Raw genomic sequence first — 11249 nt, 5'->3', positions numbered from 1 at the left:
AAAAGCTGACATCAAGCCGGGCAACGCAATGCCGTTCTCGGGCATGCCCATCGGTACCATCGTCCACAACATCGAGATGCAGGCCGACGGTTAAGCGCGAAACCTTTGATCGCCGCAAAGACGGCTGGACGTCAGGTGCGGTTTTGGAACACGCAAGGGCTGATCTGCACCGGCGTATCCCCAGGTTTCATGCACCGGCCACGTCCCCTTTTCTGCTGCCCGTTGAACTGAGAATCGCCCGCAGGGCATTGCCTGCTCAGCCCAATGCAGTGCACGGGTAAAGGCGGAGAAGAAAAACCACCTGATCAACCTGTTCAAGTGTGCAATGCCAATCCGGACACCGTGCGTTTCAAGTGGTTTCGGCCCGTGTCATGCGCCAGCAGCTGCCGCAGGCGGCCATTGGGCCAGGTGGCCTCTGGCCGGCAAGCAGAGCGCACACGCATCTTGCGGGCTTGCCATGTTCGGTCGAGCCACGAGCTTTGAGATGGCGCCATAGGTCCCCCTTGACATCCAGCAGGGGGCATAGGCCCGATATTAGCGTCATACAATAGGGGTTGCGTTCTTCGGCAGCGAGGGGCGCTCAGGCGATCTATGGGCGTTCTGCGGGCTTCTCTCGGAAACAGAAAAGGCGCCGTTTGGCGCCTTTGTATCTTGCTGCGGATCGTCCGCGATTATGAGCAGTAAACGTGCTTATGCGCGATATCTGCGATGTCGCAGCGGCGGATGCCAATATCGTCCAACTCACGGTTGCTCAGGCGCTGCAACTCGGAATAGGTGCGCTGATACTCAGCGGCACGGGCGCGCGCCGTTTTGATCCGTTCGATCATGTCCTTGATCCGGGTGCCGAAGTTGAAGCCGGTATGTGTCAGTGTAGCGGTTGTCATTTCTGTGTTCCTTTCTCAAATCAGGGCGAATTCCCTGACGTTTCCTTGTGTGTTCCTTGTTTGGACAAGGCTGAGATAGGTGTGTTTGATACCGCTAACAACGGAACTTTTGGTCTAGCCGATATGCATCTATTGAATGGCTGTACATTTCGCTGACCCATTGCAGTCAAGTGTTGCTTTCACGTCTTACGCGCATTTTTTTTGCGTGCCGTCATTGCCCGGCCGTCACGAATGCTCAGCCCCATCAGTATCAGATTGGTTGCGCCTGCAATCAGTTCGATGACCTGCACAGCATAGAAACTGGCGTCAAAGGATCCCGCGTTTGCTTTTACGCTGAGGTAGATGGCGGCGGGAACGAGGATAAGAAGCCCGTTCATCGCTATGATTGGCATCCGCTTCTTCTTTGCAATCGCCGGGGCATCTTTGCGGCGACGTCCAAGAGACATGCCGGACGCGCCGACAATCACCATCGCCGGCACCAGAACAAAGAGACCACTGACGATCATGGATTTTACTGCGGTGACGGTCGCATGGGTCGCAAACAACTCGCTGTACAAGGTGGATGTCCAGAACACGAGGATTGTAAGAAATCCGATGAGTCCGGCGATGGGGTGTATGGCTCTTACCATGGGGCTGCTCCGGTTTTAGTTTCAGGCGACGCAGTGGTTTTCGACTGCGAGTTTTCTAAGAAGATGTGGCCGGGCCACTGCGCTTTCCGGGTAGTCGGCAATCCGACGTTGGAACTCAGGATGGGTGAACGCGTCGCGAAAGCTTTTGACGTCCTGCCAGATCGCGTAGTTCACAAAGGTTGAACTGCCCGCGATGCCCTGATGGAGCTGGGTGGAGATGTATCCTGGCTGGGCTTTCATGAAATCTGCATCATGTGACCATGCCTCAAGCAGTGCTTTTTCGTCTTCCGCGTCCACCGTGAACAGGTTGATCAGAACCACCGGCCCTTCCTCGTTCTGCATTTGGTCCGCCAGTGAGACGGTCTTGTCCAACTCTTCGATACGAGCCATTTCGCTTCCCTTCGATTCTATAACATAGCAAGCTATATAAAATTGCATAGCGTGCTATTCAAGTGTAAATCTGAGACATGGACTTTGAAAAAGAGAACTCGGCCGGATACCTGATCAATCACATGGCGCGATTGTTTGCGAAAAAATTGCAGCAGCGCATTGCGCCGTTAGGTATCGTTGTCGGGCAATTCCCGATCTTACTGGAGCTTTGGGTCAAAGACGGAGTGACGCAAAAAGATCTTCTTGGAAAAATCGATGTCGAACAGGCGACCCTAGCCAACACGCTCAATCGTATGGAGCGCGACGGATTGATCAAAAGAACAAAGAATCCCTCTGATGCCAGAGCTCAATTGATCTGGTTGACCCGGAAGGCAGCCGCGCTTCGTAACAGCGCCTACGAGGCCGCTATGAGCGTGAATGCTGATGCCCTACAGGTATTGAACGAAGCTGAGCGCGCGCAATTCATGAATGCCATGAGATTGATAATCAAAAACATGCGTTCGGTTTGAGTGAACCCAAAGCAGCCTGACCCTGATCAAAACGATAGGTCAGATGCAGTTAACCGCAAGAAAAAACGCCCCCGCATTGATCGGAGGCGTTTCATGTTCTTCGAAGGTATTGCGCTTAGCCGCGCTCTTCGACGATCTCTACCAGATGCGGGATCTTGTTGATCATACCGCGGACCGAAGGGGTATCTTCCAGTTCGCGGGTTTTGTGCATCTTGTTCAGGCCCAGGCCGATCAGGGTTGCGCGCTGTTCGGCGGGGCGGCGGATCGGGGAGCCGATCTGCTTGACGACGATGGTTTTTGCCATGGGTCGCTCTCCTTACGCTTCGGCTTCAGCAGCCGGTGCTTCGTCCCGCTTGGGCAGGATGTCGGCAACTTTTTTACCACGACGTGCGGCAACCGAACGCGGGCTCTGCTCTTTTTGCAGGCCGTTGATGGTGGCGCGGATCATGTTGTACGGGTTCTGCGAGCCCAGCGACTTGGACACAACGTCCTTGACGCCCAGCATTTCGAACACGGCACGCATCGGACCACCGGCGATGATACCGGTACCTTCAGGTGCGGTGCGCATAACCACTTTACCGGCGCCGTGACGGCCTTCGATATCGTGGTGCAGGGTCCGACCTTCGCGCAGTTGCACGCGGATCATCTGACGCTTGGCTTGTTCGGTTGCCTTGCGGATGGCTTCAGGTACTTCCTTCGCTTTACCCTTGCCAAAGCCCACGCGGCCTTTTTGATCGCCGACAACCACCAGAGCGGCGAAGCCAAAGCGCTTACCACCTTTTACGGTTTTCGACACACGGTTGATCGCAACCAGGCGATCTGCGAATTCCGGAGTTTCGTCGCGGTCACGACCACGGCCCCGGCGGTTATCACGTTCTGCCATTTGGCATCCCTTTTCTCATATGGCGCTTTCGGCACCGTTTCTTCAATCCAAGTGAGCCCCGACTGTTGCCGAGGCCCCCGGATCATCGGGGCGGATCGAAACCCGCCCGCAATCTTTGGCATTGCGCATCTTGACCCGAAAACCGGTTCCCACTTTTCGGGATGCGCTTGGTCTTAGATCTTCAGACCACCTTCACGCGCAGCGTCGGCCAGTGCCTTCACCTTGCCGTGGAACAGGAAGCCACCACGATCGAAATAGGCCTCTTCGACGCCTGCCTTCTTGGCACGCTCTGCGATGGCCGCGCCGACTTTGGTTGCCGCATCGATGTTGTTTTTGCCAACAACGCCCAGATCCTTTTCCAGGGTCGAGGCCGAGGCCAGGGTCACGCCACGCACGTCGTCGATCAGCTGAACAGAAATGTTCTTGTTCGACCGGTGCACGGACAGACGCGGACGACCCGCGTTGACCTTGCGAAGTTTGTTCCGAACGCGCAGGCGGCGCTTCAGAAACAGGGTTCTTTTGCTGTTTGCCATTGTGTTCGTCCTTACTTCTTCTTGCCTTCCTTGCGGAAGATGAACTCGCCCTTGTAGCGGATGCCTTTGCCTTTGTAAGGCTCGGGGCGGCGCCACTCGCGGATTTTGGCCGCGGTTTCGCCCACCAGCTGCTGGTCGATACCTTCCACAACGATCTCGGTCTGCTTCGGCGCGGTGATGGTGACACCTTCCGGAGCAGTGAAATCAACATCGTGGCTGTAGCCCAGGTTCAGCTTCAGGGTGTTGCCCTGCATCTGAGCCCGGTAACCAACACCCTGGATCTCCAGCTCTTTTTTGAAGCCGGTCGTCACACCGATTACCAGGTTGGCAACCATGGTGCGGCTCATGCCCCACTGCTGGCGAGCACGTTTGGACATGCCGCGGGGGTCGATCTTGACCACGTTGTCTTCAACCGACAGCGTTACGTCGTCGGTGGCGGTAAAGCTGCGGGTGCCTTTCGGACCTTTCACTTCGATGGTCTGACCCGACACAGTGGCGGAAACGCCGCTGGGCAGCTCGACCGGTTTTTTACCAATACGAGACATTGCAGACCTCCCTCTAGAAGACGGTGCAGAGCACTTCGCCGCCAACATTGTTGGAGCGAGCGTTTGCGTCCGACATCACACCTTTCGGAGTGCTGACAATCGACACACCCAGACCCTGACGGACCTGTGGGATGTCATTGACGCCCATGTATACGCGACGGCCGGGCTTCGAGACCCGCTTCAGTTCACGAATAACAGGGGTGCCTTCGTAGTATTTCAGGCTGATTTCGATGGCCGGATGACCGTTTTCACCGGTCGTCTTTTCATAGCCACGGATGTAGCCTTCGTCCGCCAGCACGTCCAGAACCCAACCGCGCAGCTTGGAAGCCGGGGTGGAAACGGTGGACTTGCCGCGCATTTGCGCGTTGCGGATACGGGTGAGCATATCGCCGATAGGATCATTCATATCTATGTCTCCCTTACCAGCTCGATTTCACCATGCCGGGGATCTGACCAGCAGAACCCAGCTCGCGCAGCGCGATACGGCTGACCTTCAGCTTACGGTAGTAAGCGTGGGGACGACCGGTCAGCTGACAACGGTTGTGCAGACGGGTAGCCGAGCTGTTGCGCGGCAGTTTCGCCAGTTTCAGACGCGCCTTGAAGCGCTCTTCCATCGGCTTGCTCTCGTCATTCGCGATTTCTTTCAGCTCGGCACGCTTCGCGGCATATTTGGCCACCAGGCGTTCGCGCTTCTTTTCGCGTTCGATCATTGCTTTTTTAGCCATGTCTCAATCCTCCCGGCGCTTATGCGTTGAACGGCATGTTGAAAGCTTTCAACAGTGCCTTTGCTTCAGCGTCGGTTTTCGCTGTGGTGGCAATTACGATATCCATGCCCCAGACTTCGTCGACCTTGTCGAAATCGATTTCCGGGAACACGATGTGCTCTTTCATGCCCATGGCAAAGTTGCCCTGACCATCGAAAGCAGGCTTTACACCGCGGAAGTCACGAACGCGCGGCAGCGCGATGGTGATCAGACGATCCAGGAATTCGTACATCCGGTCACCACGCAGGGTCACTTTCGCGCCCAGCGGCATGTCTTCACGGACGCGGAAGCCCGCGATCGACTTCTTCGCCTTGGTTGCAACGGCCTTTTGACCGGCAATCGCAGTCAGATCTTCGACAGCAGCTTTCGCTTTCTTCGAGTCTTTGACAGCCTCGGCACCACAACCGATGTTCAGAACGATCTTGTCCAGCTTGGGCAGCTGCATGTCGTTCTTGTAACCGAACTCTTCTTTCAGAGCGGCACGGATGGTTTCAACGTACTGAGTTTTCAGACGCGGGGTGTAGGTTGCGTTATCAAGCATCGATCACGTCCCCTGTGGTCTTGGCGAAGCGGACCTTCTTGTCACCTTCCATGCGGAAGCCGACGCGGGTCGCTTTGCCGTTCTTGTCCAGCAGTGCCAGGTTCGAGAGGTCGATCGGGTTTGCCTGAGGCAGACGACCACCTTGCGAGTTCTGCGACTGGCGGGTGTGACGGATGGCGATGTTGATGCCATCGACAACAGCTTTGCCGGCTTTGGGGTCAACCGAGGAAATGGTACCCTCTTTGCCCTTGTCCTTGCCGGCCAGCACGACGACCTTGTCGCCTTTGCGGAGTTTAGCAGCCATGATTACAGCACCTCCGGAGCCAGCGAGATGATTTTCATGAAGTTCTTGCCGCGCAGTTCGCGAACAACGGGGCCAAAGATACGGGTACCGATCGGCTCGTTGTTGTTGTTCAGGATGACGGCGGCGTTGCGATCGAAGCGGATCGCGGTGCCGTCTTCACGACGGACTTCCTTGGCGGTGCGTACGACGACGGCCTTGCGGACGTCCCCTTTCTTTACGCGGCCGCGTGGGATGGCTTCCTTCACCGAGACGACAATGATGTCGCCGACGGAGGCGTATTTACGCTTGGAACCACCCAGGACCTTGATGCACTGAACTCGGCGAGCGCCGGAGTTGTCAGCGACATCCAGATTGGTCTGCATCTGGATCATGTGGTTTCTCCCGACCTGTGGGGGCTGGTCTTGTTAATTCCCCCAGGGTTTCGACAAATGGAAAGGCCTGGGGGCTTACGCCTCCAGAACCTCCCAACGTTTCGTCTTCGATTTCGGCGCGCATTCGATGATGCGTACGGTGTCGCCGACCTTGAAGGCGTTCTTTTCGTCATGAGCCCGGTATTTCTTGGACTTACGAACGGTTTTGTGCAGCAGCGGGTGCTTGAAACGGCGTTCAACCGAAACAGTCACGGTCTGCTCGTTGGCGTCGCTGGTTACTACTCCGGACAGGATACGCTTGGGCATAGGATTACTCCTCCGATGCCGCGGCAGCGGCCTTTTCGTTCAGAATGGTTTTGACGCGGGCAGCATTGCGGCGGGCCGCTTTGATACCAGCCGTATTTTCCAGCTGACCGGTTGCCTGTTGAAAGCGCAGGTTAAAGCTTTCTTTCTTCAGGTTGGCCAGTTCCTCGCGGAGCTGGTCCGGGGTCTTGTCACGCAGTTCTTGGGCGTTCATCGCCTTTTTCCTTTGCTCAAAACACCAGAAGGCCCCGTACACGGGTCACCTTGGACCTGGTGGATGAATGATAGACATGCGAATCGCCCGACAACGCCGGGGGACACGCAGGATGCCGCCGTATAAGGGTTTGGGGGGTGGGTGGCAAGGGAAAGTTTTTCTGCCGATTTCATCGTGTGAATTGAATCAGCACCGGGCCATATCGTTCGCTGGAACGAACCGCGGAACAATGGCGAGGCCAGAGGGAGAAATAGTGTTTCCCTCAGCGTGTTTGCCGACCTAACATCGGTCTGTGATTATTGCGACCATTAAATTAAAAAGTGAGGTGTTTAATGCAAAATTCTAAATTGGCTACATTCACGTTCGCTGCCCTGATCTGTGCATCCACGACCATAGCGGCCCCCGACGGCAAATGGACGTTGACCATCAACTCCAGCCGGCCATGGCAGATGGATATTGCGGTTAACAACAACACACCGCAGGTTCTTGCCGCTCATGGGATTACACCGGAAGGGATCAAGGTAAGAAAGGTTACAAGCGATCGGCTTCAATTTGACGCCATAATATCTAAGCAAGGCAGTTGTTCATCTGGAAGTGTGATGAAATTTGATCTTCAATTTAAGAATGGTGCCTACAGGTCAGGTTCCGTAAATGGGAATTGCATTGGCTTCCCCAAGTTCCGGGCTCGCGTTTCGGCCAAGTAGTTATCCAAAAACGCAAAACGCGGCCTCGTTTGCACGAAGCCGCGTCTTCAATTGTCTAAGTCTGAGTGACTTACGCCAGAGCGACGTTCACAGCCGATTCACGACCATCACGGCCGGGTTCGATGTCGAATGTTACTTTCTGGTCGTCGGCCAGGCCGGTCAGCCCCGAGCGCTCGACAGCAGAGATGTGTACAAACACGTCTTTGCCACCGGTCTCCGGTGCGATGAAGCCAAAACCTTTAGTTGTGTTGAACCATTTTACGGTGCCATTGGCCATATCCGTAGTCTCCTAATAAATTGCTGCCCGCGGAATTGCGACAGCGTGGCGTAGTCGGTCTGGATCGAGAGACTGAACGCCGAATAACGGGAGACAGTGGTCGAAATAGAAAAACGTCTGCGAGGTTCTGCTACGCCATGTCGACGCATATTGCAAGGTCTATCGGTAACTTCTTGTGAATCGTGACCGGAATGGGCACCGTCCGTTCGTCTCGCAATCGCTTCACTGGGGTGACCCGTGTGTCATGAACCGGGGCTCACTCCCACTTGTAGTTGAAGCTGACACTGATCCGCTCGTTCTCGGCCATGTTCATCGGCACCTCGTGGCGCAACCAGCTTTCCCAGAGCAGGACGTCGCCCACTTGTGGCTTCATATAGATGAACGGCTGCAAATCGCGCCGCCCACCTTTCAGACGCGTTGGCGCGGCCATCATGCGGCCTGAGCGGGGGTCTTCCAGTTTCAGCGCACTGGCCCCTTCGGGCATCGCCACATAGGTCGTGCCCGATATCACGCTGTGCGGGTGCAGGTGGCTGGAATGCATGCCACCCTCGGGCAGGATGTTGATCCAAAGGTCTTCTAGCTTCAACTCGCCTTCGCCCAGATCGAACTCCAGATCCCTGGCAAAAGCGGCAACGTGCTGATCCAGTACCTTCACCACATCGGCAAAGATAGGGAACCGCCAAGGCAGATCGGTTAGCGAGGCATAGCTGGTATAGCCGGGATAGCCGTTTTCCTCACACCATTGCTGCCCGGCCTCGTCATCTTCGGCGATGACAAGACACGAGTTTTCCAACTCTTCCGCATCGATCTCGGGACCGAACTCGGACAAAGCTGCGCGATAGAGACGGGTAACAAAGAGTGATTCAATCTGTGCCATAGCGCCCTCTTAACGCAGCCTCGTCACGATTGCGATGGGTCTTTTGCGAGGCTCTGCCTCGCGCTCCGGGATATTTTTTGCCAGATGAAGCAGGGGGGTCCGAATTTCATCTGGCCATAAATATCCCGGGGGAGTCGCGGCTTGCCGCGGCGGGGGCAGCGCCCCCAAATGAAAACCCCCGCCGGTTTCCCGACGGGGGTCAATTTTGTCACGAACGGGGAAACTCCCGGATCGCTTACCAGTCTTCGCGAACTACGACGCGGGTCTTGATCGGCAGCTTCATCGCGGCCAGGCGCAGGGCCTCACGGGCGATGTCGTCATTGACGCCGTCGATCTCGAACATCACGCGACCGGGCTTGACCTTGCAAACCCAGCGGTCCACCGAACCCTTACCTTTACCCATACGAACTTCGATCGGCTTTGCAGTGACCGGAGTGTCGGGGAAGATACGGATCCAGACACGACCCTGACGTTTCATGTGACGGGTCATGGCACGACGTGCAGCTTCGATCTGACGTGCGGTGACGCGCTCGGGTTGCAGGGCTTTCAGACCGTAGGTGCCAAAGTTCAGATCAGAGCCGCCCTTGGCTTCGCCCTTGATCCGGCCTTTGTGCATCTTGCGGAATTTAGTACGCTTTGGTTGAAGCATATCTTTCCCTCCTTAGCGACGACCGCCACCAGCACCACGAGGTGCAGGGCCGTCCTGGAGTTCCTGTGCTTTACGGTCACGTGCCTGCGGATCGTGCTCCATGATCTCACCTTTGAAGATCCAGACCTTGATCCCGATGATCCCGTAAGGAGTCATCGCTTCGGCATGTGCGTAATCGATGTCGGCACGCAGGGTATGCAGAGGCACGCGGCCTTCGCGATACCATTCGGTCCGTGCGATTTCGGCGCCGCCCAGACGACCAGCGACGTTCACCCGGATACCCAGGGCGCCCATGCGCATGGCGTTCTGAACCGAGCGCTTCATTGCGCGGCGGAACGAAACACGACGTTCCAGCTGCTGAGCGATCGACTCGGCAACCAGCTGCGCGTCAAGCTCGGGCTTGCGCACTTCGACGATGTTCAGGTGCAGTTCGCTGTCCGTCATACCAGCAAGCTTTTTGCGCAGAACTTCGATGTCTGCACCTTTCTTGCCGATGATGACACCCGGACGTGCGGTGTGGATCGTGACGCGGCACTTCTTGTGCGGACGTTCGATGATCACACGTGCAACACCGGCCTGCTTGCACTCTTTCTGAATGAACTCACGGATCTTGATGTCTTCCAGCAGAAGATCACCGTAATCCTTGGTGTCAGCGTACCAGCGGCTGTCCCAGGTGCGGTTGACCTGAAGGCGCATGCCGATCGGATTGACTTTATGTCCCATTAGGCTTGCTCCTCAACTTGACGCACCTTGATGGTGATCTCCGAGAACGGCTTCATGATCTTGCCGAAACGGCCACGGGCACGCGGACGACCGCGCTTCATGACCAGGTTTTTACCAACCCATGCTTCGGCGACGATCAGCTCATCGACGTCCAGGTTGTGGTTGTTTTCGGCATTCGCGATTGCGGATTGCAGGCACTTTTTGACGTCCTGCGCGACACGCTTGTTCGAGAAAGTCAGGTCGGTCAGAGCCTTTTCAACTTTCTTGCCGCGGATCATTTGCGCAACCAGGTTCAGTTTCTGCGGGCTGGTGCGAAGCATGCGGGTTTTCGCCATTGCTTCGTTTTCAGCCACGCGGCGGGGGTTCTTTTCCTTGCCCATGACTTACTTCCGCTTCGCTTTTTTGTCTGCGGCGTGACCATAATAGGTCCGGGTCGGCGAGTACTCACCGAACTTCTGACCGATCATGTCTTCCGTGACGTTTACCGGGATATGCTTCTGGCCATTGTACACACCAAAGGTCAGACCCACGAACTGGGGCAGAATGGTGGAACGACGCGACCAGATCTTGATGACTTCGTTGCGGCCCGATTCGCGCGCTGCTTCGGCTTTTTTCAGCACGTAAGCATCGACGAAAGGACCCTTCCAAACAGAGCGAGACATGGATTAACGTCCCTTCTTCTTGGCGTGCCGCGAGCGGATGATCAGCTTCTGGGACGCTTTGTTCTTGTTGCGGGTACGCTTACCCTTGGTGTCCTTACCCCAAGGCGTAACCGGTGTACGGCCACCCGAGGTACGACCTTCACCACCACCGTGCGGGTGATCGATCGGGTTCATTGCAACACCACGAACCGACGGGCGCACGCCCTTGTGGCGCATACGACCGGCTTTGCCGAGGTTCTGGTTGCTGTTGTCGGGGTTGGACACGGCACCGACGGTCGCCATGCATTCCTGACGGACCATGCGCAGCTCGCCCGAGCTCAGACGGATCTGAGCGTAGCCGCCATCGCGACCAACGAACTGAGCGTAAGTACCGGCCGCACGTGCGATCTGACCACCCTTGCCAGGCTTCATCTCGATGTTGTGGACGATGGTACCGATGGGCATGCCCGAGAAGGGCATTGCGTTGCCCGGCTTGATGTCAGCTTTC

The 11249-nt window shown here is 56.3% G+C and carries 22 protein-coding genes; 1 reads left to right on the top strand and 21 read right to left on the bottom strand.

Annotated elements, in window-relative coordinates:
* Positions 1 to 671: 671 nt before the first annotated feature.
* The 3 genes from ACR0DJ_RS20400 to ACR0DJ_RS20390 form a co-directional block, all read right to left on the bottom strand.
* On the bottom strand, positions 672 to 884 hold the full coding sequence (locus ACR0DJ_RS20400; RefSeq protein WP_170347640.1) for a DUF1127 domain-containing protein: 213 nt from the start codon (positions 882 to 884) through the stop codon (positions 672 to 674).
* Positions 885 to 1063: 179 nt separating this feature from the next.
* Positions 1064 to 1513 (bottom strand): hypothetical protein, encoded by a 450-nt coding sequence (locus ACR0DJ_RS20395; protein ID WP_480686138.1) that lies wholly within the window; start codon positions 1511 to 1513, stop codon positions 1064 to 1066.
* 21 nt (positions 1514 to 1534) lie between these two features.
* Positions 1535 to 1903, bottom strand: a complete 369-nt coding sequence (locus tag ACR0DJ_RS20390; protein WP_170347642.1) for an antibiotic biosynthesis monooxygenase family protein — start codon at positions 1901 to 1903, stop codon at positions 1535 to 1537.
* A 77-nt stretch (positions 1904 to 1980) separates the two neighbouring features.
* Between ACR0DJ_RS20390 and ACR0DJ_RS20385 the strand changes: the two genes are divergently transcribed.
* Positions 1981 to 2412, top strand: a complete 432-nt coding sequence (locus tag ACR0DJ_RS20385; protein WP_480686139.1) for a MarR family winged helix-turn-helix transcriptional regulator — start codon at positions 1981 to 1983, stop codon at positions 2410 to 2412.
* 115 nt (positions 2413 to 2527) lie between these two features.
* On the opposite strand, the gene rpmD is transcribed toward ACR0DJ_RS20385, so the two are convergent.
* From rpmD to rplB, 18 genes are all read right to left on the bottom strand, one after another.
* Positions 2528 to 2716: a 50S ribosomal protein L30 gene (gene rpmD / locus ACR0DJ_RS20380; RefSeq protein WP_005621828.1), complete on the bottom strand. Its 189-nt coding sequence runs from the start codon at positions 2714 to 2716 to the stop codon at positions 2528 to 2530.
* Between the two features lie 12 nt (positions 2717 to 2728).
* A complete protein-coding gene (gene rpsE / locus ACR0DJ_RS20375) occupies positions 2729 to 3295 on the bottom strand; it encodes a 30S ribosomal protein S5 (RefSeq protein WP_170347644.1) in 567 nt (188 codons plus the stop codon).
* 173 nt (positions 3296 to 3468) lie between these two features.
* On the bottom strand, positions 3469 to 3828 hold the full coding sequence (gene rplR / locus ACR0DJ_RS20370; RefSeq protein ID WP_152459162.1) for a 50S ribosomal protein L18: 360 nt from the start codon (positions 3826 to 3828) through the stop codon (positions 3469 to 3471).
* 11 nt (positions 3829 to 3839) lie between these two features.
* Positions 3840 to 4373, bottom strand: a complete 534-nt coding sequence (gene rplF / locus ACR0DJ_RS20365) for a 50S ribosomal protein L6 (protein ID WP_480686140.1) — start codon at positions 4371 to 4373, stop codon at positions 3840 to 3842.
* A gap of 13 nt (positions 4374 to 4386) precedes the next feature.
* Entirely contained in the window at positions 4387 to 4779 is a 393-nt protein-coding gene (gene rpsH / locus ACR0DJ_RS20360; RefSeq protein ID WP_068340741.1) for a 30S ribosomal protein S8, read from the bottom strand.
* A 13-nt stretch (positions 4780 to 4792) separates the two neighbouring features.
* The gene (gene rpsN, locus ACR0DJ_RS20355; protein ID WP_010437098.1) at positions 4793 to 5098 is read right to left on the bottom strand and encodes a 30S ribosomal protein S14; all 306 of its coding nucleotides are present in this window, start codon (positions 5096 to 5098) and stop codon (positions 4793 to 4795) included.
* Between the two features lie 19 nt (positions 5099 to 5117).
* On the bottom strand, positions 5118 to 5678 hold the full coding sequence (gene rplE / locus ACR0DJ_RS20350) for a 50S ribosomal protein L5 (RefSeq protein ID WP_170347646.1): 561 nt from the start codon (positions 5676 to 5678) through the stop codon (positions 5118 to 5120).
* Positions 5671 to 5982: a 50S ribosomal protein L24 gene (gene rplX / locus ACR0DJ_RS20345; protein ID WP_152459159.1), complete on the bottom strand. Its 312-nt coding sequence runs from the start codon at positions 5980 to 5982 to the stop codon at positions 5671 to 5673. Before rplX ends, rplE begins: the two co-directional genes overlap by 8 nt.
* Positions 5983 to 5984: 2 nt before the next feature.
* A complete protein-coding gene (gene rplN, locus ACR0DJ_RS20340) occupies positions 5985 to 6353 on the bottom strand; it encodes a 50S ribosomal protein L14 (protein ID WP_039523372.1) in 369 nt (122 codons plus the stop codon).
* Positions 6354 to 6428: 75 nt separating this feature from the next.
* Complete coding sequence (gene rpsQ, locus ACR0DJ_RS20335; RefSeq protein ID WP_152459158.1) at positions 6429 to 6659, bottom strand: 30S ribosomal protein S17; 231 nt, start codon at positions 6657 to 6659, stop codon at positions 6429 to 6431.
* Positions 6660 to 6663: 4 nt separating this feature from the next.
* The gene (gene rpmC / locus ACR0DJ_RS20330) at positions 6664 to 6870 is read right to left on the bottom strand and encodes a 50S ribosomal protein L29 (protein ID WP_010437082.1); all 207 of its coding nucleotides are present in this window, start codon (positions 6868 to 6870) and stop codon (positions 6664 to 6666) included.
* 774 nt (positions 6871 to 7644) lie between these two features.
* Entirely contained in the window at positions 7645 to 7851 is a 207-nt protein-coding gene (locus ACR0DJ_RS20325) for a cold-shock protein (RefSeq protein ID WP_170347647.1), read from the bottom strand.
* 256 nt (positions 7852 to 8107) lie between these two features.
* Positions 8108 to 8728, bottom strand: coding sequence for a 2OG-Fe(II) oxygenase family protein (locus ACR0DJ_RS20320; protein WP_170347648.1), 621 nt, complete (start codon positions 8726 to 8728; stop codon positions 8108 to 8110).
* Positions 8729 to 8963: 235 nt separating this feature from the next.
* Positions 8964 to 9377 (bottom strand): 50S ribosomal protein L16, encoded by a 414-nt coding sequence (rplP, locus tag ACR0DJ_RS20315; RefSeq protein WP_117872242.1) that lies wholly within the window; start codon positions 9375 to 9377, stop codon positions 8964 to 8966.
* Positions 9378 to 9389: 12 nt separating this feature from the next.
* Complete coding sequence (rpsC, locus tag ACR0DJ_RS20310; RefSeq protein WP_117872244.1) at positions 9390 to 10100, bottom strand: 30S ribosomal protein S3; 711 nt, start codon at positions 10098 to 10100, stop codon at positions 9390 to 9392.
* Complete coding sequence (gene rplV, locus ACR0DJ_RS20305; RefSeq protein WP_039538267.1) at positions 10100 to 10480, bottom strand: 50S ribosomal protein L22; 381 nt, start codon at positions 10478 to 10480, stop codon at positions 10100 to 10102. Before rplV ends, rpsC begins: the two co-directional genes overlap by 1 nt.
* 3 nt (positions 10481 to 10483) lie before the next feature.
* Positions 10484 to 10762, bottom strand: a complete 279-nt coding sequence (gene rpsS, locus ACR0DJ_RS20300) for a 30S ribosomal protein S19 (protein ID WP_068348022.1) — start codon at positions 10760 to 10762, stop codon at positions 10484 to 10486.
* A gap of 3 nt (positions 10763 to 10765) precedes the next feature.
* Positions 10766 to 11249, bottom strand: a 484-nt coding sequence (gene rplB / locus ACR0DJ_RS20295) for a 50S ribosomal protein L2 (RefSeq protein ID WP_480686141.1), incomplete at its 5' end; no start/stop codon positions are given.

This window comes from Ruegeria sp. BF10 (assembly GCF_056538725.1).
The sequence above is the reverse complement of the archived record's forward strand: the minus strand, read 5'-3'. Positions and strand labels throughout refer to the sequence as shown.